The sequence below is a fragment of the Streptomyces sp. NBC_01089 genome (assembly GCF_045162975.1).
GTDB lineage: Bacteria > Actinomycetota > Actinomycetes > Streptomycetales > Streptomycetaceae > Streptomyces.
This window is the reverse complement of sequence record NZ_CP108660.1, coordinates 7,794,392-7,818,603: the sequence shown is the minus strand read 5'-3', so window position 1 is coordinate 7,818,603 and position 24,212 is coordinate 7,794,392. Positions and strand designations below refer to the sequence as shown.

The following is a 24,212-nucleotide window of genomic DNA, read 5'->3' as shown; positions in this document are numbered from 1 at the left end:
GCCGGCCCGGAAAAGACGAGCGTCCGACCTCCGAGGAGGCGATGCGCAGCCCGTCTCGTTGGCGGGACCAGGTCTGGGGCCGCTCTCACACAGCGGTTGTTCTTGCTGGAGGCTTTCTCCTGCGGAGCCAGACTTTCCTTCGCCAGGGAGTTGTTGCGGTCGCACCAACTCCGATACTCAGAGCTATGGCGGCAGCTGCCCAACTGAACAGATCGCTGGGAGAACTCGCCGTCCAGTCCCACCAGTAGAGGGGGTACCAGACCAGGAAGAGGGCCGAAGCCAGGGGGATAGCCCAGCTAAGTTGCTGTCCCAGCAACCTGACAGACAGCAGCGAGAGGCCAAGCCAGATCAAGACGGAGCGAACGAAGACCACCCCGTCCGCCGGTCCGACGGCGAGTGTCTCAGCACCAAAAGAGAAGGCACACGCCGCCAGAGTCAGGGAGATACAGTACGCGGCGCGAAACCGGTACATCGTGGGTGTGCCCATTTCTTCATGTGCCGCTAGCGCTCCGTCGAGGGTCGCGGTGAGGAAAACGGCCGACAGAAGTGGAAGCTCATGCCGGTAGGGGACACCTGTGGTAACCCCCCCGCTACCTATGGAGGGAAGCGAGATATGGACACCGCCGAAAAATGCTGATAGAAGGGCAACGAAGGCTGTTCCGGCGAGGATGGCACCGCCCCGGTGAACTCTTGCATAGCGGAGCAGTTCAGGACCGTTCATCAGGACTGCACCAGTTCTCGCGAAGATAGCTACGCTCATGCGCGACCCATTTCCGCTGATCAGCAGGAGACATCCGGGCGGCCTTGGTAGCTTCACGCTGCGCGGCAGAGACGCCTTCTTGGTGGAGACCCTTATCAGCAACCGCCGGATCCTCGCCCATAGCCCGGTATTCGAGCCATAGCTGGATGTTATCCATGGCCATCAATGCTCGGTGCTCGTTGACAGGCGGGCGGCATAGGCCGAACGACTCGGTGAACACCTGATCAGCCATGGCTATCGCCGCAGTGCGTACATGCCCCTCAGCGATATCGAACCCTCGGTCTCCCAGTTCGATACGCCGCAGACCGTACTCATAAAATGTGTCGGGCGCTTTGAATTGATGTTGACCGGTCTCGCCAAGGCGCTGAGCCATTCGGATCAAATCTGGCAGGTACTTTCGGTGCTCAGGCCATACACACACACGCGAGGTACTTTCGTTAACACGATCACACAGAGGCGTATTCGCAGAGGCTGGACGGTCCGCGCTCAGTTCGCCAGCTGCCGGAATCTCGACCAATGCGATAAGAGAGCAGACCAGTGCCCCGACGGCAGCACCCTTGATGTGCCACGATGGCCGCCGGAAAGGGGTTTCACGCTCGGCCCTTCTCCTCCGTGGTGGCGCCGTGACTGCCAGGACCACGAGAGCGAGAGCGAAAAGCATACGAACGACGGTCGGCTGCACCTGCAGGTGAGTGTCCGGCGGCCCCGCGAGGACTTCGAATCTGAACGGTAGAGCCAGCATGCTGATGAAGCAGCCCAGCGCGCAGACGATGGGTGTGAATCCGGCCGATGGCCACCACCGGCCGGCCAGATGTCCCACGGATGCAAACATGATCAGGGTCGCGGCTCCCAACAGCAGGTAGGACGGCCACAAAAAACCTGGCCCTGCATCGTGAAGCGAGACAGCGGCGGCGGTAAGGCACCCGACCCCGTACGCAACGAACCCGAGCGTGAGAGTGGCAGCCAGCCTTGTGGCCTCGATCCGCCAGCCGGGCCGGGCAGCTGACAGTAGGAACTCGGGGACTCTTGCCCGAGAGGAACGTCCAGCCTGCCAGGCGGAAACGCCAGCGAGGATGGGCCCCAGGAAGAGTGTGACGATCTGTGCCGCCACGCTCGCCTCAGGCCACACGCCGATCCAGTACTGTGACCGCCCGAACAGCACCAGCAGGTCCACCGCGACCATCAGTGGAAAGGCGGTGAGAAGAGGGGATCGCCGCAGCTCGATGCGGTATGCCTTCAGCATGTGCTTTCCTCGGTCGGCCGGCTGCTACCCAGAACGGTCATATAGCCGCGCTCCAGCGGGCTGTCTCCCGGAGCTGACGGTGTGGACAATTCAGCCAGTTGCTGTGGAGTACCGCTGTGAACTACCTGGCCGTCGCTCAGTACGAGGACAGCGTCACAGGCAGCGCCTACGTCTTCCACCAGGTGTGTGCTGAGCACGATGGCAGCCCCAGCGCGCGCGAGGGAACGAATGAGGTCACGAAAGTCGAGGCGCTGCGCCGGGTCAAGGCCGACTGTGGGCTCATCGAGGAGGAGCAGGGAAGGGGAGCCGACGATGGCTGCGGCGATCCCGGCACGGCGAAGCATGCCGCCAGACAGTGACTTCATGCGGTCGCGGGCTCGGTCGGCTAGTCCGACGGCAGCCAGAGCCTCTGCTGTCGCGGACTCGGCCTCCTTGGTGGGGACCTCACGCAACCAGGCACAGTAACGGACGAAATCGGTGATGGAGAACGCTGGGTAGTAGCCGAAGTCTTGAGGCAGGTAACCGATCCGACGACGGACCTTCCGGACGTCCCGTTCATTGATGACGGGCTTGCCGAAGAGCTCCAGTTCTCCGCTCTGCGGTGGCGCGATCGTGGCGAGAGTGCGGAACAGCGTGGTCTTGCCTGCTCCGTTGGGGCCCAACAATCCAGTGACACCTGGATAGATGGATAGGTTTAGATCTTCGATTATGCGTCGGTCGCCATACCCCTGAGTGAGCGCCGTAAATCGAGCGACGGAAGAAATCGGCATAAAGAGAGTTCCTTGAAAATGCATGGTGGGCCCACCGTTTCAGTGGGCCCACCACAGCGCTCTTAAACTACCGGCAGACTACTTGGTGCTCACAAGTGGACGTGAGTCTTGTTGATCTTGAACGTGCATTCGTGCGTATTGAACTTACCCACGAATCCGAAAGGCACTACCTTGTAGTTCTGCGTATCGACCTCGGCGCTGCAATCGTAGTCTGCCCAGTATCCGTCCGGTGCGGCCGTCGCATCCTTGCAGTAGCCGTCGCCAGCCGTAGAGTACCAGTAGCCCCGACAGCCGGCGGACCAGCTGCTTTCGTTGCTGGCGCTGGCTGTCGGAACCGTAAGGCCGATAGATACAGCCGCCAAAGCGGCGACGCAACCGACCTTCGCGGCCTTTGTGGCAATTATTCGGTGCACAAAAGAAGTCATTTCCCCCCCTGGGGATAGAAGGTCAAGGGTGGATGTAGTCACCCCTCGACATGAGCACCAGGAATCTAACATGTTCTGCGGCCGTGGGGCATGGGTTTGTGATCCGGTGATGAACTCGCCTGAGCTGTAATTAGATGAATCATCAACGAAACCGGTGTTGTGGCGTGGACTCTGTTTTTCAGAGTTTCGGATAGTTTGCGCCAATGGAGTTGGTGAGCGGACCGGGAATGGGCATGGTTTACGAATCGTGCGAGGTGCGCCCGGCCAGGGGCACCGGCCGGGCGCAGCAGCGGTCAGCGGGAGAGGGGCGGGGCGAGACTGGCCAGGTGATCGATGCCCACGCCGTGCACCTCAGCGGTGATGGGCGAGGTGTCCCGCACGCGGGCGACCGGATCAGCGGCCGGAGCGATGTACCCGAACGGGCCGACCCTGCCGCCGAACGTGAGCCCCCGTTATGTTTTCCGCGGCTCCGCAATGGGGCCGCTGGCCTCCGGGCCCGGCATGACTGTTGCCCCCTGTCGAAGGCATGACCTGGGGGGTGGTGTTCACCGGGCCCGAGAGGTGTCCGTCGGAGACGCTGATCAGAGGTCCGGCCACCGTCCGGCCCGGCGCAATGCCGGACAGTTCGCGGGCGGCAGGTCTGCATAACGTGGATGCGCGAGCACGACACCCAAGCCGAGGCCGGCACCGTCAACACCCCGGAAAGGGAACGATGTCCGAGATTGAAAATATCGGCGTATTCCTGGGCCTGGACGTCGGCAAAAGTGCCCATCACGGCCACGGACTCACCCCGGCCGGGAAGAAGGTCTTCGACAAGCCCCTGCCCAACAGCGAACCCAGGCTGCGGGCCGTGTTCGACAAACTGGCCGCGAAGTTCGGCACCGTCCTCGTCGTTGTCGACCAGCCCGCTTCCATCGGCGCCCTGCCGCTGACCGTCGCGAGGGACGCGGGCTGCCGCGTCGCCTACCTGCCCGGCCTGGCCATGCGGCGGATCGCCGACCTCTACCCGGGCGAGGCGAAGACCGACGCGAAAGACGCCGCCGTGATCGCGGACGCGGCCCGCACCATGCCGCACACCCTGCGCTCGCTGGAGCTGACCGACGAGATCACCGCCGAACTCACGGTCCTTGTCGGCTTCGACCAGGACCTCGCCGCCGAGGCCACCCGCACGTCCAACCGGATACGCGGCCTGCTCACCCAGTTCCACCCCAGCCTGGAGCGCGTTCTGGGTCCCCGCCTCGACCACCAGGCCGTCACCTGGCTCCTGGAGCGCTACGGATCCCCGGCCGCCCTGCGCAAGGCCGGCCGACGCAGACTCGTGGAGCTGATCCGCCCGAGAGCCCCGCGCATGGCCCAGCGACTGATCGACGACGTCTTCGACGCCCTCGACGAACAGACCGTCGTGGTCCCCGGCACCGGCACCCTCGACATCGTCATCCCTTCTCTGGCCGCCTCCCTGACCGCCGTCCACACCCAGCGCCGGGCGATGGAAGCCCAGATCAACACCCTGCTGGAGGCTCACCCTCTTTCCCCGGTCCTGACGTCGATGCCCGGCGCCGGCGTCAGGACCGCCGCAGTCCTGCTGGTCACCGTCGGCGACGGCACCAGCTTCCCCACCGCCGCCCACCTCGCCTCCTACGCCGGACTCGCCCCCACCACCAAGCAGTCCGGCACCTCGATCCACGGCGAACACGCACCCCGAGGAGGCAACCGGCAACTCACACGGGCGATGTTCCTGTCCGCCTTCGCCTGCATGAACGCCGATCCGGCTTCCCGCGCCTACTACGACAGGCAACGGGCCCGCGGCAAGACCCACACCCAGGCCCTCCTCCGCCTCGCCCGCCAACGCATCAGCGTCCTGTTCGCCATGCTCCGCGACGGCACCTTCTACGAATCCCGGACACCGAAGGGCGTCGAGCTCGCCGCATAACCTCAGCAACCCCGAACCACCCCAAACCCGGCAGGAGTGCCTTGACGAAAGACATAGAGGCACCCCCCCCGGTCTTCCAGTTGGTCAACCGTCGTGTACTTCACGAGGTGTGCGGCCAGACGGCGCCCCAGACGGGTACGCACACCCCGCACGGGGAACCGCGGAGTCTGCTCGGCGGGCACAGGCAGGAAGTACGGCAGCACCCGCTCAACGGCGCTCACCGGCCCGGTGACGGACAGGTCACACACGGGGTTCGCGCCGACGAGCGTCACCACGTACCGCACCCCCGCACTGCCCCATGCCACGGTGCTGCTGTTCGGCTGGACCCTGGCGAGGTTGTACGTCGCCACGCCCTGGGCACGCACCGCGCCGCCGATCACGTCGAGGTGGAGCAGCCGTTGGCGAGTGGCTTCGGCCCGCTGCTGTGCGTACGCCACGGCGGTCTCGTCGTCTAGATGATCGATTCCAAGGGATCGGCTGCGCGCGAAAGGGGAGGGAGCCCAACGTCAGTGTGTGAAGACAGAGTTGGACTCCCTCGCCACCGCACTCTATGTGAAGACCGACGACCTGCTGAAGGCATCACCGCATCTGGCGCCCTGGCGTCCGGCGGTCGGGATCGCTCCGCAACTGACCGATGCCGAGCTGGTCACGCTCGCGATGATGCAGGCCATGCTGGGCTTCACCTCCGAGGCCAAGTGGCTTCGCCACGCCCGCTCCCACCTGCGGCATCTCTTCCCGTACCTGCCGAAGCAGCCCGGCTACAACAAGCGCCTGCGCAAGGCTGCCGAGCTGCTGCGGCGGGTGACCCGGGTACTGGCCACCGACACCTCCGTGTGGAGCGACGACGTGTGGATCGTGGATTCCACGCCGGTGGAGTGCGGACGCTCCCGCGAGACCGTCAAACGTTCCGACCTGGCCGGATGGGCCGAGTACGGGTACTGCGCCAGCCACAGCCGCTTCTTCTGGGGCCTGCGCCTGCACCTGGTGTGCACCCTGCAGGGCCTGCCCCTCGCCTTCGCCCTGACTGGGGCCAAGGCCGACGAACGCGAGACCCTGCTGGACCTGCTCGCCGCCGAACACGGCCTCACCGCCGCCCGGCCCGGACAGACGCTGATCGGCGACAAGAACTACTTCGGCCGCGACTTCGAACACCAATTGGCCGAGCAGGACATCCGGCTGCTGCGACCAGCCCGCAAGGGCGAGCCGGAACGGCCCGGCGCCCCGTTGTTCAAGCCGGTGAGGCAAGTCATCGAGTCGGTCAACGAGACGTTCAAGGGCCAGCTCAACCTCGAACAGCACCGAGGCCCGCACTCCGGGCGGCGTGATCGCCCGCGTCATGCAGCGCATCCTCGCGCTGACCGCCGCGATCTGGCACAACGACCGCACCGGCCAGGTCGTCCTACGCTCACTGACCGCCTTCGATCACTGACCCCTTGGAATCGATCATCTAGGCTCGCGCGAATGACATCCAGGACGAACGAGAGCGCGATCGAGCAGTGGGACTCATCCGCCACACACGAGGTCATGGACGCGACGGCGAAGGACGGGGACTTCGCCAAAAGGCACCTGGTGAACCCCACCCTGCTGCGGCTGCTGGGCGACGTCCGCGGCCGGCGGGTGCTGGACGCGGGGTGCGGGAACGGGTACTTCAGCCGCATCCTCGCCGAGCGCGGGGCGCAGGTGGTCGGAGTCGAGCCGACGCACACCATGTCCGCCTTCGCGCGGGAGAAGGAAGCCGGGCTGAGGCAGGGCATCACCTACGTCCAGGCGGATCTGGCACATCTGCCTGACCTGGGCGGTCCCTTCGACGCGGTGGTGTGCAGCATGGTCCTGATGGCGATTCCCGACTGGAAGCCAGCCATGCGCGCCTGCGTCGACGCGGTGCGTCCGGGCGGCCGCCTGGTCTTCGCCGTGGTCCACCCGGCTTTCGAGCAGTTGTTCAGTACGTGGCGTGAGCACGGCGCGTACCGGGTGGAGCGGTACCTGGAGGAGTACGAGATCGTCAGTCCCGTCGCATCCGATTACCACCGGCCGCTCTCGGCCTACCTCAACGAACTGGCCTCCCTCGGCTGCCGCCTGCGGGAGATCGCCGAGCCGGGGCTCGACCCGGCGGTAGCAGCGGAGACCAGGCGCACCACTCCAGCAATCGACAGTTACCTCCACCTGCCGAACTTCCTGTTCTTCTCGGCGGAGGTGACCGGTGGGTGACTACGGGCATGGGTGCGGCCACCATGGTCATGAACGTCTGTGACGACGTTTCAGGACCAGGTGGCCGTAGCAGCCAAGACAACCGAGATATCCGTGCCGGGCATGGCTGCTTCCACTGCTGCTACGCCGACGGCGACTTGAGCGGCGCGATGATCGGCGCGCCGTCCTTGTCGGTCATGAAGTCGCGATGGACCGGCTTCTTGTCCGTCGGCTCGGGGAGGTTCGGGCACGCGATGCCGTCGCCGTCCCGGTCGAGTCCGTTCGGGTCGAGTGCATCCGCTCGCAACACCGCTTGCGCGTTGGCCTGGGTCTTGAACGCGTCGCAGGTGACCACGTGCCCCTTGTGCACATAGGGGGCGACGTCGAACGGATGCTTCGGAGGGCTGCTGTCACCGCACGCGGTCAGCGTGATCGCCGCGATCACGCTGACCGCCGCCGCGATGGAGGTACGACGCCCGGGTCGTAGCCGGCGGTAAGGGCCCTTGTGAAGGGTGCGTGGCTGGTCCGGCATGGTCCTAGGCCGTGTCTTCAAAGCTGTTTTAGGTGTTGAGGGTTCATGTCGGTTGTGGTGCGTCATGAGCTGTCGGATGCTGAGTGGGCTGTCCTGTCGCGGTTGTTGCCGAGTTCGGGGACGGCGGGGCGGCCGCGGTCGGATGACCGCGTGGTGCTGAACGGGATTGTGTGGAAGTTGCGCACGGGGTCGGCCTGGCGGGATGTGCCGGAACGCTACGGCTCCTGGCAGACGCTCTACACACGTTTCCGCAGGTGGGCACTGGATGGCACGTTCTCTCGCATGCTGCGGGCTCTGCAGGCGGAGAAAGATGCGGCCGGGGACATCGACTGGCTGGTGTCGGTCGATTCCACGATCGTGCGGGCCCATCAGCACGCCGCCGGCGGCAAAAAGGGGTCACCGAGGGGGACGAAGCGGGTGATCACGCCCTCGGCAGATCCCGAGGCGGACTGAGCACCAAGCTCCACCTGGCCTGCGACGGACACAGCCGCCCACTCGCCTTCGTTCTGACCGGCGGGAACGTCAACGACTGCACTCGCTTCGAGGAGGTCCTGGACGCCATCTGCGTTCCCCGCATCGGTCCAGGCCGGCCACGCACCCGGCCCGACCACGTCATCGCGGACAAGGGCTACAGCTCCCGTAAGATCCGCGCCTACCTGCGAAAGCGCGGCATCCGCCACACGATCCCCGAACGCATCGACCAGGCCAGCGGCCGCCTACGCCGAGGCTCACGCGGCGGCCGACCACCGCGTTTCAACAGGGAGGTCTACCGACTCCGCAACGTCGTCGAGCGCTGCTTCAACCGGCTCAAACAATGGCGCGGCCTGGCCACCCGCTACGACAAGACCCACGAGTCGTTCCAGGCCACCGTCACCATCGCCTCAATCCTGTTATGGATCTGACCTTTGAAGACACACCCTAGGCCGATCCTGTCCGGAAGACCGCGACGGTTCCGTTGTCCGGATCGACCGCGTACACCTTTCCTGTGGTGTTGTTCGCGGCCAAGGCGCCGAATTTGCGGCCCTTACCGAGCGGCGGTTGACTCAGCAGCGTGCCACCGTCGGCCACCCCGAGGCCGCCCGGCGCTGCAGAGTCTTGTAGTTGTGCCACGAAAATCCTGTTGAAGTTGCTCAGCAGGGTGAGCCTTTGCCCTGAAATCCCGGGGGCATTTGTCGGTGCGCAGACTAGTGCTTCTCCCGTGACCTTCGTCCCGACGATTCGATCGACGCGACCCCCCTTACCGCCGCAGTTCACTCCAGCTCCACCCTTCAAGTAGGCGTAGACCGAACCTGCCGCGGGGCTGTAGACCACGGAGATGGGAGCGTAGCCCGCCCCCCACGGGTCGTTGATCGCTGTTGAACTGTGATCGCTCGGGTTGATGGCGATCGTTGTTGCGACGGCTTGCCGCTTGGCCGAGGGATCCCCTGGGTTCGGAACGCACCTCTGGGCAAGGAGGTAGACGAGGTTGCGGGCAGGATCGACAGCGGTGATACCAAGAGCGGAGTTTTGAAGGAGGACGTTCCCGGCGTTGTTGCCACAGCCCGACTGTGCCGGGAAATCCGCTGCGATGTCGGCCTCATGGGTCTGCGTCGAGATGGCGAAGAGACCGATGTTGGCATCATCTCCCTTGCCGAAACCCTGCTTTACGAGATACACCGCGTGGTGCACGGAGTCAAAAGAGAAAGAGGCATCGAGGGCAACTCCGAGACCGGGCAATGTGATCGCCTTCGCCGACGAGCTGCCGGCCGCGATGTAGGCCACCGCCGAGGTACTTGCAGAGCCACCACCGACATAGACCTCCCCGTTCTCGGGAGAGACGGCCAGACCAGTGACGGTCGTTGCAAAGCCGCTGACGTGGGTCACTTGATCGGCGTTCTTCGTGTCGATGATCGCGACGCCGCCCTTACCCCCGACGTAGACCCTCCCCGTGCCGGGGTCGACGGCGATGCGGGTTGGGCTCGACACAGCGCTGGAAACATCAATCGGTTTACCGATCGCGGCGTCGGTCTTACCGTCGATCACGGTCACGTCGTTGCTGCCTTGAGCCACGACGTACACGCGATTGGCCTTCTCATCGACAGTGAGGTCGACCGGGGTCGTGCCCGCCTTGATTGCGTCCGCTACGTTCTCCGTCGGTGCGGAAGTGTCATTCAGCGTGAACGACGACTTTTCGCCTCGACCACACTTGTTCTCCGCGCCGACCATCACCGTGTTGTAGACCGGGTCGCCGGAGAGCAGCCCACGGTCTTTCAGATCATCGGCTGTCCCGAAGTGTCCGTACTTCGCGCAGTAGGACTCTTCCGCTGTGCGCAGCGTAGCCGCGTCTGCGGCGACCGCGCTCTTGTGGCCCTTGTCACCGATGCCCTTGACGGAGAACACCACGATGGCGGCGAGGACGCCAAGAATCACGATGACCACGAGCAACTCGATGAGTGTGAAGCCGTCCTGGCTTCTGGCGCGCGATGCGAACCGGCGATGGTCCGATGTCATGGCAGTCGGGGCTTCCTTCGATCGATGGGTCACGTTCAGCCCGAGCACACGCGCGCGCCCTTGCCGCGTCACGGTGTTCCTTGTCGTACGGGTTTGACGTCCTTCGGTCCCGGCAGGTCCGGGCAGGCGATGCCCTTCCCGCCGCCGTCGAGGTGGTTCGGGTCGGCCGGCGCGAAACGCAGGACGGCCTGCGCGTCCGCTTGGCTGGCGAAGTCCGGGCAGTCGTAGGCGTCATTGCCGTAGCGCAGGAAGTAGCGAGCGTCGAAGGGCCGCTTCCGCTGCGGGCAGAGCGCGCTGCGCGTGTCGCCAGGACGGCACGTGAAATGCTGTGCGGCGGCAGAGACCGGTTTGGTGTCGCGCGGTTCGGGCAGTCCACGGCACGCGACGCCGCCTCCGTCATCAAGGTGGTTCGGATCGCTGGGGTTGGCCCGCAGCACCGCCTGCGCATCCGCCTGACTGGCGAAATAGATGCACCCGTAGGAGTCGCCGTGGAAGACATACCCCTTTGCGTCAAACACCTTGCTGTGTGGGCAGAGCGCGGTGCGCTGGGTGCCCGGCGTGCACCACTCGGGGTCGGACTTCCGCGCTGAGGCGTCCGCATCCGACCCACCGCGCACCAGCACCACGACGACGAAGGCCACCGCGACCACCGCGAGACCCAACCCGCCCCACCTGGTCGTGCGCGAGCGCCAAAGTCTGCTCAACAGTGCCATTGCATGCCTCTGCCCATCGTGCCGCCAGCCCCTCCCATGCGTCCTGCGGCGAGCCGACAGCACGCGGCCGCCGGCCCGTTGCAGGCTGGATAGGTGCATTACATCCAGAGCGGGCAGGGTTGTCAATCATTGACTACTGAGGTGCCGAGTGCGCACCATCTAGGCGTGTGAGGCACCGTCATGCCGGGAAATCACGCGGATGTCCAGGAGTTCTCGGACATCTGCCCGCTCCCGCCGGCAGGGTGCCCGTGCGGCAGCCGCCGCCAACCGGATCAACGTAGGAGTAGCAGATGCAACTCAGACCCAGACACCCACGGAGTGGTCCGAACTCCGGCTTCACCGCGATGCGCCGGGTACGGAACGCGTTCGCGGTGGGTGCCCTCGCGACGGCGCTCATCACCGTCACAGCATCAACAGCGTTCGCCTCGACGGATTCGCAGGTCGGTATCGCGAACAACATGTACCCCGCGGCGAAGGACATGAAGGGTGCGATCGAGTCGGGTGGGTCGTTCACGCCGTTCACGGCGAATGGCGCATCACAGATCGGCGGGTTCTGGAACAAGCCGACGATCGATACGTCGACGATGCGAGGGATCACGTCGGGAAGCCTGCGTCAGCAGCTGAAGGGCACCGGCCCTTACACCACGTGTGATCCGTCCACGTCGGACAACTGCGTCGATGGGCCTTTGCACATTGACGCGTTCCTGTCGGCGGACGAAACCAACGCGGACGCAGTCATCCCGACCGCGGATGGCGGGACGTGCACGGCGAGCGGAAGCGTCGAATGCAACGGCGCGGTCTTGAGCAAGCATCCGGTGGCGATCGGACACCTGGCGATCTACAGCTGCAGCGGCAGCTGGGCGGGCGCGGCTCACGGTGATGACCCGTCAAACGCCGGGACCCCGCCGCTGGCGGCCGGCGCGGACGCCGATGGCAGCGGTAACGGCAAGGCACAGTCGCCTCGCTGTGATGCGTCGCCGGTCTCCGGCGGCGCGCCCACGACGATACCGGGAGTGGTGAGCTGGCTCGCGACGAGTGGGCACCGCATCGCGGTCGCCGACCCCGCTTCCGCGCCGTTCGGTGCGGCGTCCAAGCAGGCGCTGATCCAGAACGGGTTCACGTGGACCACCAGCGGGGCGGGTCAGAACGTGTTCACCGGAAGCGCGTGCGACAGCGCGGGTACGGCCTGCAAGGTGCGCCTGGAATCAGGGATCAGCCAGGTACGTGGCGCGGTGACGGCGAACGCCGGCGGGAACACCCAGCTGGGTCTTGTCGCCAAGTCGAATGTCATGCACGTGAGCTGGACGTCGAGTTCGCTGAACGGCACCACGGGCGATGACCCCAACACGTGGACCGACGTCGATTCGAGCGCATACTCCGACTACGGGGACATCGAGCAGTACGGCGTCGCCCTGACCGGCGGCAAGTCCGGCGCAGCGGATGCCTGGACCAACCTGTTCACCACCACGTGGGACACCGACAGCACCATCCAGACGACTCTCGCCTCCTACGGCTACTAGGCGGTCCGGATGACTGGGCAAGGGGCCATCGCCCTCTGCCCAGAAGATCCACCTGCTCACGCCTCGCTCGCGCCGTCACGATCACCGACACCGGGGTCGTGAACGGCACAAGCGGCCCAACGGCAGTCCGGCAGTTGCTCAAGAACGCTGATGTGCGTTGCGGGCTCGGCGATCGCCATCGCAATGGCCGAGCCCGTCTCACCGGTACACGCGCCACGCTGACACGGACACCGCGGCCAGGACCGTACGAAACGTGACGTCAGCCGGTCTTGACCGCCGGCTGCGTCGAGTCGACGTCGACGGCGTCGAGAAACCGGCGCGCGGCACGGACGTGTTCCAGCCGCCAGGCATAGATCGCGCGGACGAGGTAGTCGCCGGCGTGCTCCTTGGCGCGCAGCGACTCCTCGATCTCGCCGATGACGGCCCGCTGGCGCTCGACCAGGCGAGCCGGGCTGCTGTCGCGACGCTGGAGCAGCAGAAGCTTGCACGTGAGCTCGGCGCGGATGTCGAACAGCTTGACCACCGGTTCACTGAGCCACCGGCTGACCGCCATCTTCGCCGAGCGGGTGGTGGCGTAGATCATGCGCTGCGGTCCGCGATCGCTTTCCTCGGCGCCGACCGGCGTGATCAGTCCGCGCTCGACCAGCCGCGTGATCGACCGGTAGACCATGGGTCTCGAGATGTACCAGAACTCACCGATTTCCGCGCCCTCCGCGGTGAGGGCTGCGATGGCGAAGCCGTGGCTGGGGCGTTCGGCCATGAGTGCGAGCACGATCCACTCGGCGAGTGGCAGATCAGGTTGTCCCATAGTTACCAGGGTAGGCGGTCACCGGTGGTGTTTGCTGCGGCACCCACTCGGCTCATGGCGCTGTAGTCCCCGAAGCACCGTCGCGGGTCCGCCGGTAGCGGCAACCTGCCCGCGACCGACGTCCGGCCCGGGTGATTATGACCAGTGGCGGACCATTGCGGGCGGCGCACCCATCACGTACAGGCCACTCACGCTCTCGTACCAGTGGACGACAGGAGCGCCGACGAGGATCGCGGCGACGGCACCGGCGGCGAGGAACGCACCGAAGGGGAGGCGGGTGTGGCGGGTCGCTCGCCCCGCCGCCATGAGCGCGATGCCCACCAGCAACCCGGCGACGCTGCCGGCCAGCAGCGCGAAGACGAGATGCCCAGGACCGAGCCAGCCCAGCCCGGTGCCGAGCAAGCCGGCCAGGCGCACGTCGCCGAATCCGAGCCAGGCCCGCCGCACCCGGTGCAGGGCGAAGAACACAGCGAATGCGCCCACTCCGCATGCCGCGGTCACGCCGAGCCGATGCCACTGACCGGTGGCCGCCGCGGCCGCGAGCAGACAGGCGGCGGTGAGCCCGAGGGTCGGGTATATCAGCCGCCGAGGGAGCAGGAACTGTTCGGCGTCACAGGCGGCAAGGGCCAACAGCCCCGCAGTGAAGACCAGTTGGGCCGGTAGAACTTCCGACCGGCCGAAGCGCAGCGCCTCGGCGATGAACAGGGTCGCGGTGAGCGCTTCCATGAGCGGGTAACGCGCGGGGATGGGTACCGCGCAGGCACGGCAGCGCCGACCCAGCAGGAGCCAGGACACGATGGGGATGTTGTCCCGGGCCGCGATCGGTGTGGCGCATCGCGGGCAGGCGGAGCGGGGCCGTACGACCGAACGGCCGGCCGGCACCCGGGAGACGGCGACGTTGAGGAACGACCCCACCGCGAGCCCCAGCAGACCGATAATCACGACAAATATGGATGACATGCGCGCAATGGTGCCGTACCGCGCGTGCTGGTCCCTACCCGCTTCCGGCGAAGCCGCCGACCGCGGTTCGCCAGGTGGCGCTTGCGATGCCACCCGGTGAACTCGGCCGACCGAGGACCGCCAGCCGGCGGCGCCCGGTGAGGCCCCTCCTATCCGACGCCGACGCAGGGCCTGCCGGACGTCGGCGTGACGTCATACCCGGTGTCCTTGTCCTTCAGCGTGACGTCGTACAAGGTGGAAGGAGTGGACAGGAACCCACCATCCGCCAGCGCCTTCATGTCGCCGTACGTGCTGTGACCGTTGGCGAGGTACGCCTCTTCCGCAGTCTCGATCGTGGACTTGTCTGTCTTGCACGCCGACTCCTGGCCCTTGTCGTTGATGCCGCGGACGGAGAAGACGACGACGGCGGCCAGGATGCCGAGGATCACGATGACCACGAGAAGCTCGATCAGCGTGAAGCCGGCTTCCGCGGTGTCGTTCAGTGCACGTATTCGCTGGCGCAACTTGCCTTGCAGGTAAGTGAACATCTTTCTCCATCTACGGCGACCCGGTGCAAGCAAAACCGGGTGATAGTAACAGCCTGATTAATCAGCCGTAGACTACTTAGCGAGCATGGGACTTACAAGGGGCATCTCAGGCGCATGCGGCGAGGGCATCGCAGATGACAGCGCCTCGATGTGCAGTAGTATGCAGCTGACTAATCAGCAGCTGACGGTACTGCGGGTGCGGATGCGCTCCCGACGCATGCCCGGCCGTTGTTCTCGATGTCCGGATGCACGAAAGGGGTGGGTTCCTTGGCGAATCGTCGGCTTCTCCGGCGCCGCGCGGAGACGACAAGTCCTGCGAGCGAGGACAGCACCCTGCCCGATGGTGCGCGGGGCCCGGCGCCGTCTCCGGCCCCGGTCGACGAACCGGTCAGGGACGCGATGTCCAGCGCGGCGCAGTCGTCGCCCGCAGGGCAGAAGCAGAAGCAGCCGCGCCTCGGGGAACTGCTGGTGCAGCGCGGGCTGCTCACCCCGGCACAGGTGGACGAGGCGCTCCTGCAGCAGTCGACGTCGGGCAAGCGAATCGGCACGCTGCTGGTCGAACTCGGCATGGTAGACGAGCGGTCGCTGATCGAGGCACTGTCGGTTCAACTCGACTTCCCGGTCGCCGACTTGCGCCAGAGCGAACCTGATCCCGAGGCGGTCGCCCGGGTGCCGGAAGCGCTGGCCCGCTCGCTGGGCGTCGTCGCGGTGCGGCGGGCCGACGGCACGCTGCTCATCGCTGCGGGCGACCCGGCTGACCCGCGCGTGCTCGACGAGATCGGCCGGGCTGTCGCGCCGGATCAGGTGCAGTTGGCGATCGCGGCTCCCTCGGACATCCGGCGCTCGATCGACAGCACCTACCGGGCGCTGGCCGGCGTCAGCAGCCTGGTCGAGGCGTTCGAGGCGACCGAGACCGGCCGCCACGCCGGCTCCGGTGCCAGGGTGGTGAGCGAGGACGCGCCGGTCGTGCACCTGGTCAACCTCATGCTGACCCAGGGCCTGCGCGACCGGGCCTCGGACATCCATGTCGAACCGCACGCCGACCGGGTCCGGGTCAGGTACCGCATCGACGGCGCGCTGCATGACGTGCTGAGCCTGCCGGAGAACATGGGCCCGTCCCTGGTCAGCCGGATCAAGATCATGGCCAACATGAACATCGTCGACCGGCGGCGCCCGCAGGACGGGCAGATCGCCACCGAGATCGACGGCAGGTCGGTCGACATCCGGGTCGCGACCACGCCCACCATCTGGGGCGAGAAGGCGGTACTGCGACTGCTCGACAGCAACCGCACACTGCTGCGGCTGGCCGAGCTCGGTATGCCCGCCGCGACCTACGAACGGTTCTCGTCCCTGCTGCGCTCCCCCTACGGCATGGTCGCCTGCGGCGGTCCGACCGGCAGCGGCAAGACGACCACCCTGTACGCCACGCTCGGTGAGCTCAACCAGAGCGAGCGCAACATCACCACCATCGAGGACCCGGTGGAGTACGTGGTCCCCTCGGTCAACCAGATCCAGATCAACGACCAGGCGGGCGTCTCGTTCGCGACCGGGCTGCGCTCGATCCTCCGGCAGGACCCCGACGTGATCCTGGTCGGCGAGATCCGGGACGCGGAGACGGCTCGGATCGCGGTCGAGTCCGCGCTCACCGGCCACTTCGTACTGTCGTCCATCCACGCCGCCGACGCCTGCTCCGCGCTGCACCGGTTCGCCGACATGGGCATCGAGCCGTTCCTGATCACCTCCACGGTCGCCGGGGTGGTCAGCCAGCGCCTGGTGCGGCGGATCTGCGACCAGTGCCGCGAGCCCTACCGGCCGGGCGTGGACGAACTGGCCTTCTTCGCGAAGGCGGGCGGCTCGACCGACGCCGGGTTCTGGCAGGGCCGGGGCTGCAACTTCTGCTCCCGGACCGGCTACCAGGAGCGGATCGGCGTCTTCGAACTGCTCGTGATGAGCGACCCGGTCAAGCGGCTGCTCGTCGAGCAGGCGCCGGTCGACAGCCTGCGCAAGGCCACCCGCGAGCAGCACATGGACAGCCTGCTGGACGGAGGCGTCCGTCTGGTGGAGGAGGGCGTCACCACCATCGCCGAGATCATGTCCAGCGTGTACGTGGTCTAGGACTTCCGTCCGGATGCCGCACCCGACACCGACGACGCGCGCCTCCGGCACCCGAAGCCAACTCAGACAGCCGACGCGAACTCCGACACCCGACGCGAACCTCTGACACCGGAAACCAGGAGGGCACCGGCATGGCCACCTTCAAGTACGTCGCGGTCGGCCCGGACGGGAAGCGGGCCACCGGCGTGCTCACGGGTTCCAGTGTCGACGGCGTGACCGACAGCCTGGCCCGGCAGGGCTACGACGTGGAGTCCGTCAAGGCCGCGAGCCGCAACCTGCTGCAGCTCGAACTCACCGCGGCGAAGATCAACCTGGTCGAGCTGAGCAACTTCTCCCGCCAGATGGGCGCCTTCATCAAGGCCGGAGTGCCCATCCTGGACGCCCTGGAGATCATCCGCGCCGAGACCAAGGACAAGAAGCTCGGCAAGGTGCTCGTCGACGTCATGGACTCGCTGCGATTCGGCGAGAGCTTCGCCGCCGCGATGGCCGTTCACACCGCGGCGCTCCCACCGTTCTACATATCCGTCCTCCGCTCGGCCGAGGCGACCGGTGAACTCGACGTGGTGATGGCCCAGTTGGCCCGCTACATCGAGCGCGACGTCGAGGGCAGGCGCAGTATCCGCTCCGCCCTGACCTATCCGATCCTGGTGATGGGTCTCGCCGTCGCCGTCGTTCTCGTCCTCGTCATCTTCGTACTCCCCCGTTTCAAGGTGTTCTTCGAGTCGTTCCATGCCGAACTGCCGTTGCCGACCCGGATTCTGCTGGGCTTCACCGACTTCGTAGCGGCCTGGTACCTGGTCATCATCGGCGTACTCGTCGCGCTCGTGGTGGGAGTGGTCGCCGGTCTGCGGACCGAGCGGGGACGGGTACTGCGCGACCGCTTCCTGCTGGCGACACCGGTGGTCGGCGATGTGGTCCGCTTCATGGTCATCGAACGGTTCTGCCGCATCCTGACCTCGATGATCAAGGCGGGGGTGCCCATCACGGAGGCGCTCAGCCTGGCCGGCTCGGGCGCCAACAACCTGGTGTACGAACGGTCCATCGGAACGGCCCAGATGGAGATGCTCGAAGGCGGCGGCATCTCGCGGCCGATCGCCCGCACCAAGCTGTTCCCCGGGGCGGTCACCCAGATGATGCGTGTGGGGGAAGAGACCGGGACCCTCGACGACCAGCTCGAGAACGTGTCGGAGTTCTACGAGAAGGAGTTGCAGCACAAACTCAAGCGGCTGACCAGCCTGTTCGAGCCGATCGTGGTGATCATGATCGGGGCCGTCGTGGGGTTCGTGGCCGTCGCCCTCATCTCGGCGATCTACGGCGTCTACAACCAGGTCAGCGTCCAATGACCGGCCCGGCACGCCGGCCGCGGCTCCGACGCGGCGAAGAGGGCGAGACCCTGGTCGAGGTTCTCGTCGCCGTGGTGCTCATGGGCATTGCCTTCGTGACGATTCTCGGGGGCATCGGCACCGCGATCATCAGCTCGGTCACACAGCACAAGGTGACCAGCGCCGACTCGGTGATCCGCAGCGCCGCCGAGAAGGTCGTCAGCGACCCGTATGTGTCCTGCGCCAGTGGTTACGACACCCCGACGCCGCCGGCCGGGTACACCGTGACCGTCTCGATCGAGTACTGGGACGGGGTGGGTACGTTCGGCGGGACCTGCCCGACCGCCGATACCGGAGTGCAGAAGGTGACACTCACCGTGCACTCGACCGGCCCACACCCCGTCGGGAACGCGACGCTCGAAGTGGTCAAGCGGGAGTCGATGCTGTCATGACGACACAACAGCCCACCGTGCGGCCGGAGTCGGGGTTCACCCTGACCGAGTTGCTGGTCACGATCGTCATCGTGGGCATCATCGGGGCGCTGCTGCCCAAGGCCATCATCCTCGGACTGCGGTTCACAGCGGGCACCGAGAAGCGAGTGGCCGCCACCAGTGCGGAGGGCACGCTCAACCGCTACTTCTACGGCGACGTACAGAGCGCGGACAACGTCACGACCGGCCCCGCATGCGGTGTCACCGACGTGATCGTCCACCTGAGCCGGCCCGGCGCCGACGTCGTCTACACGTACGACCGGCCGACCGGCGCCCTCAACCGGGTGAAGTGCACCGACGAAGGTGTCGTCACCACATTGCTGGGCCGGTTCGACAACGCCACATCGACCCACCCGGTGGTTCTGAGCTGCGGTGCCGAGACCTCGTGCACCCCGCCCATGGAGGTAACACTGACCGTGCAGAGCGACCCCGCCGCGCCCGCGACGGCCCTCACCGCCGTCCGACGAGCGAGCTCGTCATGACCGGCCGCCCGAATCCGCGGCGCCCGCGCGACGACGAACAGGGCGCGACACTGATCCTCGCGCTGGCCTTCGTCGTCGTCTTCAGCCTGGTCACCGTGGCGGTCCTGTCCTTCGCGGGCACGGGACTGAAAGCCGCGGGCGTGTACGTCGACCAGGGCAAGCGGGGCTACAGCGCGGACGGTGCCACACAGCTCGCGATCAAGAACTTCTCCGAGGGCAGCCCGTGCGCCGACTACACCGCGCCGCCGCTCAACGGCCGCCAGATGATCGTCCACTGCGACCCCCTCAACGCGTCTCCCGCGACCACGCGCGCGACCCAGCCGCAGGACGCGCTGCGCAGCCTGGGCCGGGCGGCGAAGGACGGCATCAACGCGACCACACACGGCCTGCGCGTGCAGGGCAGCGTGTTCTCCCACTCGGACATCACCACCGGCGCCGGCGCCTCGATGGTGGTGGCGGGCGACGTGTCCGCGGTCGGCGACTGCTCCAGTGCCGTGTCACAGACCCAACTTCCCCCGACCCAGGCGCCGTACGTGCACGACTGTGCCAACGACACCCCGTCGGCTCCCGCCGACGAGGTGGTGGGCGCCGACCCTGACTACACCCCGCCCGCCACGGCCGTCCCGGTCCGGCGGACGGTGCCCGCGTGCCCCTCCCCCGGTTCCTGGCTGGTGCGGTTGCAGCCCGGCTACTACGACGACGCCCGCGCCCTCACCCGCCTCACCGGTGGCGACTGCCCCAACATCGTCGTGTGGCTACAACCGGGTATGTACTACTTCGACTTCACCTTCACCGGCGGCACCGCGGTCTGGACGGTCGACGACCCCTCGGTCAGCGTGGTCGGCGGCACGCGGGCAGGCTGGGATCCGGGGGCCGCCACACGCCCGGCCGTCCCCGACCCCGGCGGCTGCGACAGAACGCGGCCCGAAGGCGTCCAGGCCATGATGGGCGGCGGCAGCCGGTTCCAGGTCGACCGTGGACACGTAGAACTGTGCGCCCCGGTGACCCCGGACGCGCAGCAGGTGGCGGTGTACGGGGTCCAGCCGCCGAAGGCGTCGCACACCCTGAAGCCGACAGCAGTGGTCACGAACGCTGGTTTCGCCAACCCGGGCCAAGCTCTGACCGGTGGCGAACAGCCGACCCTGCCCGGGTGTTCGCAGCCGACGGGCACCGCGAGCTGCACCGCCGACGCTGTCCTCGACCCGGCGAAACACCGGTCGGCCTCGATACAGCTCGCCGGCTTCACCCCGCAGGTGCCGCCCGGCTCGGTCATCACCAGCGCGAAGCTGCGTGTCGAGCACGAGGACGACGGTGACCTCACCGCATCCGGCGCGGTCAAGGCCACCGCCGCCGTCGGCGGGGACACCTGCCGCACCGACGACCTGCCCCGGCACACGGCCCCCGCCACGGATCCCGCGATCGACCTGCTGGGCGCCTGCGGGCTCATCGACCCGGCGCGGCTCACCGGTCTGACAGTGGACTACGCCGCCACCCTGGACGCCAACGGCACCTCCGCGACGGAACGCCTGGACGGCGTCTGGCTGGAGGTCGCCTACCGCACACCGACCACGTTCAAGCCGACGGCCGTGACCGCATCGACGGGGTTCACCGCTCAGGGCACCGATCCCGGCAACGCCCTGGAGATCGGCGAACAGCCGGCACCGTTGGTGGCCGGGGCCGATCTGACCGCGGCGGCCCCGTCCGCGTCGATCACGCTGGCCGGGTTCGGTCTGCCGCCCGTACCGCCGGGGTCGACGATCGACTCCGCCGTCCTGCGGGTGGCCCATCGGGAGACCGTCGACACGGCGGCGCCCAGGATCGACGTCACCCCCGGGGGCGGTAACGGCGGTTGCGGCAAGCTGCCGCTCACCGCGCGGGCCGGCCTGGGCGACGACCGCGTCGACCTCAAGGCATGCGGCATCACCGGCCCCGCCCAGCTGACGGGCCTGACCGCGACCTACACCGCCGGGCTGAAGGCGGGCGGCACCGCGGGCGCCGATTCCCTGGACGGCGTATGGCTCGAAGTCGTCTACGACCCGCCGCCGCCCCGGCCGGCGACGAGCGCGGAGTCGACGACGTTCAGCCCCGCGGCCGACGCCAGGGCGATCGACGGCGCCAACACGGCCCGCGCCGACCTCGACCCGGTCACCAGGCCGACCGCCACCATCGACCTCGGCGGTTACGACACCCCTGCGGTGCCGCCCGGTTCGGTCCTGGACGGGGCCCTGCTGCACGTCGCGCACCGCGACGATCCCGGAGCGGGCGGCGGACCGCCGCCGAAGGCCACTGTCACCCTGACCGGGCCCGGCATACCCCACTCCTGCACCACCTCGCAGAAGCTCGCCACGCACCAGGACGCCCTGGCCACCGACACCCTGGACCTGGTCGCCACCTGCGGACTGACCGACCCCGACCAGCTGACCGGCCTGGTGGTGACGTACACCGCCGCCCTCGGCGCGGGCAGCACCACCGCAACCGATCAGCTCGACGGCATCACCCTGGAACTGGCCTACCGGCCTCCGACCCCGGTACGGCCCACCAAGGCGGTCAGCACCGCGACACCCACCGCCGCCGCGTTCCTCGACCCCAAGAACGCGCAAGCGATCGACGACACCACCTCGGCCTCGACGCTCGCCAAGGCCACCCCGTCGGCGTCGATCCGGCTCGGCGCGTTCACGATGCTGCCCCTGCCGGCGGGGGCGGTGCTCGACAAGGCCGTGCTGCGCGTATCGCACCAGGACGACGACACCACCCCGGCGCCGCCCACGCCGCCGGAGCCACCCACGGCCGCGCTGACCGTCTCCGGCACCGGCACCGCCTGCGACACGGACCACGCCCTGACCGCCCGGGAAGGGGCACTCGGTGTCGACGTGGTCGACCTCGGAGCCTGCGGGGTCACGAAGGACGACCAGTTGTCCGAGCTCGCTGTCGACTACGCGGCGAAGTTGGGCAAGGGCAGTACCGACGCCACCGACCGGCTCGACGGCGTCGAGCTCGACATCGTGTTCCGAGCCCCGTCCATCAGGGCCCTGTCCGGCTGCGTCACCGAGGGCGGCGGCTGCGCGGTGCTGAAGTCGACCGACGACGCGGACACGGCCACCGGCCACAGCCGTCTGGTGGTCAACGGCACCGTCTACGCTCCGACCGCTGCCGTCGATCTGTCGATGAGCCAGGTCAGTTCGCAGGTCGTCACCCGCGGCATCATCGCCCGCACCATCGGTCTCGGCATCAGCCCGGCCGCCGGATACCTCCGGCCGGTGATCGGAATTCCACCGGAGCCGGTGCTGTTCACGACCTATCCGGCCGTGATCGCGAAACCGGCGTCGGTCACCGCGATCACCGGGTTCACCACTCCGGCCCCCGGCGCGCCCGTCGACGTCACGGACGCCACCATCTCCGGGGGTGGCCGGGCGTCCCTCACGCTCGGCGGCTACGCCCAGCCGCCACCGGCCACCACCGGACCGCTCGACCATGTCGTCCTGCAGGTGGCGCACCACGACGACGGCGACGTGAAGTCGGTGAAGATGTCGGTGGACTTCACCGGCAGCACCTGTACCGGCGTCAACTCCCTTGACGTGCCGGTCCGTTCCGGATCGGACGACCCGGTGGCCGACCAGGTCGATCTGGCGCCGTGCGGCCTGACCGGAGCCGCCCAGCCGGCCGGGCTGACCGTGACCTACACCGTCACCGCCGGGAGCGGCGGCGCGACCGAGCACCTCGGCGGCACCCGGATCGACCTGCTGTCCGGCCCGCTCGTCCAGGCCGCCGTGTCCTTCGACGGCCACACCAGCACCGTCAAGCAGTGGACGGTCCTGCCATGAGCACACACGCCACCTTGGAGACCACCATGCCCGGGCCGAGTTCCGCGATCATCGACCACCTGCTCGGTGAGCTGTGGGAGCGGGGCGGCAGCGACCTGCTGCTCACCGCCGGATCGGCGCCGTTCCTCCGCGTCGACGGCGCCCTGCGACCGGTCGAGGGGGCCGCGCTGACCGAGCCTGAGGTCGACCGCCTGGTGACCGGGGTGCTGGGCGGGGCACTCACGGAACGGTTCCGCCGGGAGAAGCAGGTCGATTTCGCGTTCAGCTGGGGGGAGAAGGCCAGGTTGCGCGGGAACGCTTTCGTGCAGCGCGGCGTGTCGGCGCTGGCGCTGCGGATCATCCCGTTCGAGGTGCCGTCGTCCGAGCAGCTCGGGCTCCCCCCGGTCGTCATCGGGTGGGCGGGCATGCCGCGCGGGTTCGTGCTGGTCACCGGGCCGACCGGGTCGGGCAAGTCGACGAGCCTGGCGGCGCTCCTCGACTACGTCAACACGCACAGGCCGGTGCACATCCTCACCATCGAGGACCCGATCGAGTACCTGCACCGGCACAAGCACTCGGCGGTCAACCAGCGGGAGGTCGGCACCGACACCGACTCGTTCCCCGCCGCGCTGCGCTCGGCGCTGCGCGAGGATCCCGACGTCCTGCTCCTCGGCGAGATGCGCGACCCGGAGAGCATCTCCGCGGCCCTGACCATCGCCGAGACCGGGCACCTGGTGTTCGCCACCCTGCACACCAACGACACGTCGCAGACGCTGGACCGCATCGTCGATGTGTTCCCGGCCGAGCAACAACCGCAGATCCGATTGCAGTTGGCGCACACCCTGGTCGGCATTCTCAACCAGACACTCATCCCCCGGATCGGCGGGGGCCGGGTGGCGGCCTTCGAGGTACTGGTGGGCACGTCGGCGATCCGCAACCTGATCCGCGAGGGCAAGACCCGCCAGATCCGCAACATGGTCTCGACCAGCCACCGTGACGGCATGCAGACCCTGGAGACCAGCATCAACGCTCTGGTCGCGGCAGGCACCATCGCCCACGAGGAGGCCGTGCTGCACACGGCCCACCCGGAGGACATCCAGCGGCCCCACGTCCCGGTCGGCCGCGCCTGACGGTCCG

The 24,212-nt window shown here is 67.4% G+C and carries 21 protein-coding genes and 1 pseudogene; 11 read left to right on the top strand and 11 right to left on the bottom strand.

Features of this window, described 5'->3' with window-relative positions; translation table 11 throughout:
* Positions 1 to 85: 85 nt before the first annotated feature.
* The 4 genes from OG510_RS35205 to OG510_RS35190 form a co-directional block, all read right to left on the bottom strand.
* Positions 86 to 721 carry a hypothetical protein gene (locus tag OG510_RS35205; RefSeq protein ID WP_406142076.1) on the bottom strand — a complete coding sequence of 212 codons (636 nt, stop codon included), beginning with the start codon at positions 719 to 721 and terminating at the stop codon, positions 86 to 88.
* Positions 708 to 2,003, bottom strand: a complete 1,296-nt coding sequence (locus tag OG510_RS35200; RefSeq protein ID WP_406142075.1) for an ABC transporter permease — start codon at positions 2,001 to 2,003, stop codon at positions 708 to 710. The genes OG510_RS35205 and OG510_RS35200 overlap by 14 nt, the downstream gene beginning before the upstream one ends.
* Entirely contained in the window at positions 1,997 to 2,773 is a 777-nt protein-coding gene (locus OG510_RS35195; RefSeq protein WP_406142074.1) for an ABC transporter ATP-binding protein, read from the bottom strand. Before OG510_RS35195 ends, OG510_RS35200 begins: the two co-directional genes overlap by 7 nt.
* Positions 2,774 to 2,862: 89 nt before the next feature.
* A complete protein-coding gene (locus tag OG510_RS35190; RefSeq protein WP_406142073.1) occupies positions 2,863 to 3,198 on the bottom strand; it encodes a hypothetical protein in 336 nt (111 codons plus the stop codon).
* 712 nt (positions 3,199 to 3,910) lie between these two features.
* Here OG510_RS35190 and OG510_RS35185 point away from each other — a divergent pair.
* Positions 3,911 to 5,128 (top strand): IS110 family transposase, encoded by a 1,218-nt coding sequence (locus OG510_RS35185; RefSeq protein WP_406142072.1) that lies wholly within the window; start codon positions 3,911 to 3,913, stop codon positions 5,126 to 5,128.
* A 2-nt stretch (positions 5,129 to 5,130) separates the two neighbouring features.
* Here OG510_RS35185 and OG510_RS35180 read toward each other — a convergent pair whose 3' ends face one another.
* On the bottom strand, positions 5,131 to 5,565 hold the full coding sequence (locus tag OG510_RS35180) for a hypothetical protein (protein ID WP_406142071.1): 435 nt from the start codon (positions 5,563 to 5,565) through the stop codon (positions 5,131 to 5,133).
* 76 nt (positions 5,566 to 5,641) lie between these two features.
* Here OG510_RS35180 and OG510_RS35175 point away from each other — a divergent pair.
* Positions 5,642 to 6,557, top strand: a pseudogene (locus tag OG510_RS35175) (IS982 family transposase).
* A gap of 32 nt (positions 6,558 to 6,589) precedes the next feature.
* Positions 6,590 to 7,336: a class I SAM-dependent methyltransferase gene (locus tag OG510_RS35170; RefSeq protein ID WP_406142070.1), complete on the top strand. Its 747-nt coding sequence runs from the start codon at positions 6,590 to 6,592 to the stop codon at positions 7,334 to 7,336.
* A 121-nt stretch (positions 7,337 to 7,457) separates the two neighbouring features.
* Here the strand turns inward: OG510_RS35170 and OG510_RS35165 are convergent, their stop codons facing one another.
* Positions 7,458 to 7,760 carry an excalibur calcium-binding domain-containing protein gene (locus tag OG510_RS35165; RefSeq protein WP_406142069.1) on the bottom strand — a complete coding sequence of 101 codons (303 nt, stop codon included), beginning with the start codon at positions 7,758 to 7,760 and terminating at the stop codon, positions 7,458 to 7,460.
* Between the two features lie 132 nt (positions 7,761 to 7,892).
* Between OG510_RS35165 and OG510_RS35160 the strand changes: the two genes are divergently transcribed.
* A protein-coding gene (locus OG510_RS35160; RefSeq protein WP_406142068.1) for an IS5 family transposase occupies positions 7,893 to 8,749 on the top strand; the annotation gives its coding sequence in 2 pieces (ribosomal slippage) (positions 7,893 to 8,249 and positions 8,252 to 8,749; 855 coding nt in all).
* 16 nt (positions 8,750 to 8,765) lie between these two features.
* On the opposite strand, the gene OG510_RS35155 is transcribed toward OG510_RS35160, so the two are convergent.
* Positions 8,766 to 10,337, bottom strand: coding sequence for a prepilin-type N-terminal cleavage/methylation domain-containing protein (locus OG510_RS35155; RefSeq protein WP_406142067.1), 1,572 nt, complete (start codon positions 10,335 to 10,337; stop codon positions 8,766 to 8,768).
* A gap of 68 nt (positions 10,338 to 10,405) precedes the next feature.
* Positions 10,406 to 10,999: a hypothetical protein gene (locus OG510_RS35150; RefSeq protein ID WP_406142066.1), complete on the bottom strand. Its 594-nt coding sequence runs from the start codon at positions 10,997 to 10,999 to the stop codon at positions 10,406 to 10,408.
* A 422-nt stretch (positions 11,000 to 11,421) separates the two neighbouring features.
* Here OG510_RS35150 and OG510_RS35145 point away from each other — a divergent pair, with 422 nt between their 5' ends.
* Positions 11,422 to 12,570, top strand: a complete 1,149-nt coding sequence (locus OG510_RS35145; RefSeq protein WP_406142065.1) for a hypothetical protein — start codon at positions 11,422 to 11,424, stop codon at positions 12,568 to 12,570.
* A 259-nt stretch (positions 12,571 to 12,829) separates the two neighbouring features.
* On the opposite strand, the gene OG510_RS35140 is transcribed toward OG510_RS35145, so the two are convergent.
* From OG510_RS35140 to OG510_RS35130, 3 genes are all read right to left on the bottom strand, one after another.
* Positions 12,830 to 13,378 carry a PadR family transcriptional regulator gene (locus OG510_RS35140; RefSeq protein ID WP_203599396.1) on the bottom strand — a complete coding sequence of 183 codons (549 nt, stop codon included), beginning with the start codon at positions 13,376 to 13,378 and terminating at the stop codon, positions 12,830 to 12,832.
* Between the two features lie 135 nt (positions 13,379 to 13,513).
* Positions 13,514 to 14,338, bottom strand: coding sequence for a prepilin peptidase (locus OG510_RS35135; RefSeq protein ID WP_406142064.1), 825 nt, complete (start codon positions 14,336 to 14,338; stop codon positions 13,514 to 13,516).
* 149 nt (positions 14,339 to 14,487) lie between these two features.
* Positions 14,488 to 14,865 carry a type IV pilin protein gene (locus OG510_RS35130; RefSeq protein ID WP_406142063.1) on the bottom strand — a complete coding sequence of 126 codons (378 nt, stop codon included), beginning with the start codon at positions 14,863 to 14,865 and terminating at the stop codon, positions 14,488 to 14,490.
* 267 nt (positions 14,866 to 15,132) lie between these two features.
* Here OG510_RS35130 and OG510_RS35125 point away from each other — a divergent pair, with 267 nt between their 5' ends.
* From OG510_RS35125 to OG510_RS35100, 6 genes are all read left to right on the top strand, one after another.
* Complete coding sequence (locus OG510_RS35125; RefSeq protein ID WP_406142062.1) at positions 15,133 to 16,980, top strand: GspE/PulE family protein; 1,848 nt, start codon at positions 15,133 to 15,135, stop codon at positions 16,978 to 16,980.
* Positions 16,981 to 17,111: 131 nt separating this feature from the next.
* Entirely contained in the window at positions 17,112 to 18,323 is a 1,212-nt protein-coding gene (locus OG510_RS35120; protein WP_406142061.1) for a type II secretion system F family protein, read from the top strand.
* Entirely contained in the window at positions 18,320 to 18,754 is a 435-nt protein-coding gene (locus OG510_RS35115) for a type II secretion system protein (RefSeq protein ID WP_406142060.1), read from the top strand. Before OG510_RS35120 ends, OG510_RS35115 begins: the two co-directional genes overlap by 4 nt.
* Positions 18,751 to 19,275 carry a type II secretion system protein gene (locus tag OG510_RS35110; RefSeq protein ID WP_406142059.1) on the top strand — a complete coding sequence of 175 codons (525 nt, stop codon included), beginning with the start codon at positions 18,751 to 18,753 and terminating at the stop codon, positions 19,273 to 19,275. Before OG510_RS35115 ends, OG510_RS35110 begins: the two co-directional genes overlap by 4 nt.
* Positions 19,272 to 23,096, top strand: a complete 3,825-nt coding sequence (locus OG510_RS35105) for a hypothetical protein (RefSeq protein ID WP_406142058.1) — start codon at positions 19,272 to 19,274, stop codon at positions 23,094 to 23,096. Before OG510_RS35110 ends, OG510_RS35105 begins: the two co-directional genes overlap by 4 nt.
* Positions 23,093 to 24,205, top strand: coding sequence for a type IV pilus twitching motility protein PilT (locus OG510_RS35100; RefSeq protein ID WP_406142057.1), 1,113 nt, complete (start codon positions 23,093 to 23,095; stop codon positions 24,203 to 24,205). Before OG510_RS35105 ends, OG510_RS35100 begins: the two co-directional genes overlap by 4 nt.
* Positions 24,206 to 24,212: the final 7 nt, after the last annotated feature.

Bases quoted from the DNA above. Each gene is read 5' to 3' on its own strand.
- OG510_RS35190 (WP_406142073.1), bottom strand. From the start codon at position 3,198: ATGACTTCTTTTGTGCACCGAATAATTGCCACAAAGGCCGCGAAGGTC.
- OG510_RS35110 (WP_406142059.1), top strand. From the start codon at position 18,751: ATGACGACACAACAGCCCACCGTGCGGCCGGAGTCGGGGTTCACCCTG.
- OG510_RS35120 (WP_406142061.1), top strand. From the start codon at position 17,112: ATGGCCACCTTCAAGTACGTCGCGGTCGGCCCGGACGGGAAGCGGGCC.
- OG510_RS35130 (WP_406142063.1), bottom strand. From the start codon at position 14,865: ATGTTCACTTACCTGCAAGGCAAGTTGCGCCAGCGAATACGTGCACTG.
- OG510_RS35200 (WP_406142075.1), bottom strand. From the start codon at position 2,003: ATGCTGAAGGCATACCGCATCGAGCTGCGGCGATCCCCTCTTCTCACC.
- OG510_RS35105 (WP_406142058.1), top strand. From the start codon at position 19,272: ATGACCGGCCGCCCGAATCCGCGGCGCCCGCGCGACGACGAACAGGGC.
- OG510_RS35140 (WP_203599396.1), bottom strand. From the start codon at position 13,378: ATGGGACAACCTGATCTGCCACTCGCCGAGTGGATCGTGCTCGCACTC.
- OG510_RS35100 (WP_406142057.1), top strand. From the start codon at position 23,093: ATGAGCACACACGCCACCTTGGAGACCACCATGCCCGGGCCGAGTTCC.
- OG510_RS35155 (WP_406142067.1), bottom strand. From the start codon at position 10,337: ATGACATCGGACCATCGCCGGTTCGCATCGCGCGCCAGAAGCCAGGAC.
- OG510_RS35135 (WP_406142064.1), bottom strand. From the start codon at position 14,338: ATGTCATCCATATTTGTCGTGATTATCGGTCTGCTGGGGCTCGCGGTG.
- OG510_RS35185 (WP_406142072.1), top strand. From the start codon at position 3,911: ATGTCCGAGATTGAAAATATCGGCGTATTCCTGGGCCTGGACGTCGGC.
- OG510_RS35205 (WP_406142076.1), bottom strand. From the start codon at position 721: ATGAACGGTCCTGAACTGCTCCGCTATGCAAGAGTTCACCGGGGCGGT.
- OG510_RS35170 (WP_406142070.1), top strand. From the start codon at position 6,590: ATGACATCCAGGACGAACGAGAGCGCGATCGAGCAGTGGGACTCATCC.
- OG510_RS35115 (WP_406142060.1), top strand. From the start codon at position 18,320: ATGACCGGCCCGGCACGCCGGCCGCGGCTCCGACGCGGCGAAGAGGGC.
- OG510_RS35195 (WP_406142074.1), bottom strand. From the start codon at position 2,773: ATGCCGATTTCTTCCGTCGCTCGATTTACGGCGCTCACTCAGGGGTAT.